This window comes from Paenibacillus jamilae, from assembly GCF_050482105.1.
Lineage (GTDB): Bacteria > Bacillota > Bacilli > Paenibacillales > Paenibacillaceae > Paenibacillus > Paenibacillus jamilae_B.
In genome coordinates this window covers 1-658 of the sequence record NZ_JBCNHI010000073.1, presented here as the reverse complement: position 1 = coordinate 658, position 658 = coordinate 1, and the positions used below count along the sequence as shown (strand labels likewise).

The window sequence follows — 658 nt, the reverse complement described above, 5'->3', positions numbered from 1 at the left end:
AAAAAGATAGCCTCAATGAAGGCTTAGGCTTGAAATCAAATTCGGTGTCTGACAGTGAAGCAGCATCTGAATCAGCAACAAAGCTGCATCTACGTACTGTATTAGCGCTGGACGATGAGTCACTGTACACGGGAGATACGACAGACGTCGAACCGATCAATGAACCACAGGATCTGGCGTATGTGATCTATACCTCCGGGACGACAGGACGTCCGAAAGGCGTCATGATTGAGCATCGCAGCTTGGTGAATACGGCTGCGGCCTATCGCCGAGATTACCGTCTGAGCGAGTTCCCGGTCCGACTACTGCAACTGGCTAGCTTCTCCTTCGACGTGTTCGTCGGCGATATTGCGCGGACACTCTATAACGGAGGCACGATGGTCATCTGTCCGAAAGACGACCGCATTGATTTTAGCCGTCTGCATGGCTGGATTCGTGATTACCAAATCACCGTGTTCGAATCGACTCCAGCTTTGATCGTACCGTTCATGCAGCATGTGTATGAACACGCACTAGACATGAGCAGTCTGAAGCTGCTGATCACGAGCTCAGACAGCTGCAGCGTAACGGACTACCGAGTGCTGCAAGAACGATTTGGTGCGGATATCCGCATTATCAACAGCTATGGCGTCACGGAAGCAGCGATTGACTCCAGCTT

The 658-nt window shown here is 51.4% G+C and carries 1 protein-coding gene; it reads left to right on the top strand.

Annotated elements, in window-relative coordinates:
- Positions 1-658, top strand: a 658-nt coding sequence (locus ABEW32_RS26345; RefSeq protein ID WP_430193263.1) for an AMP-binding protein, incomplete at both ends; no start/stop codon positions are given.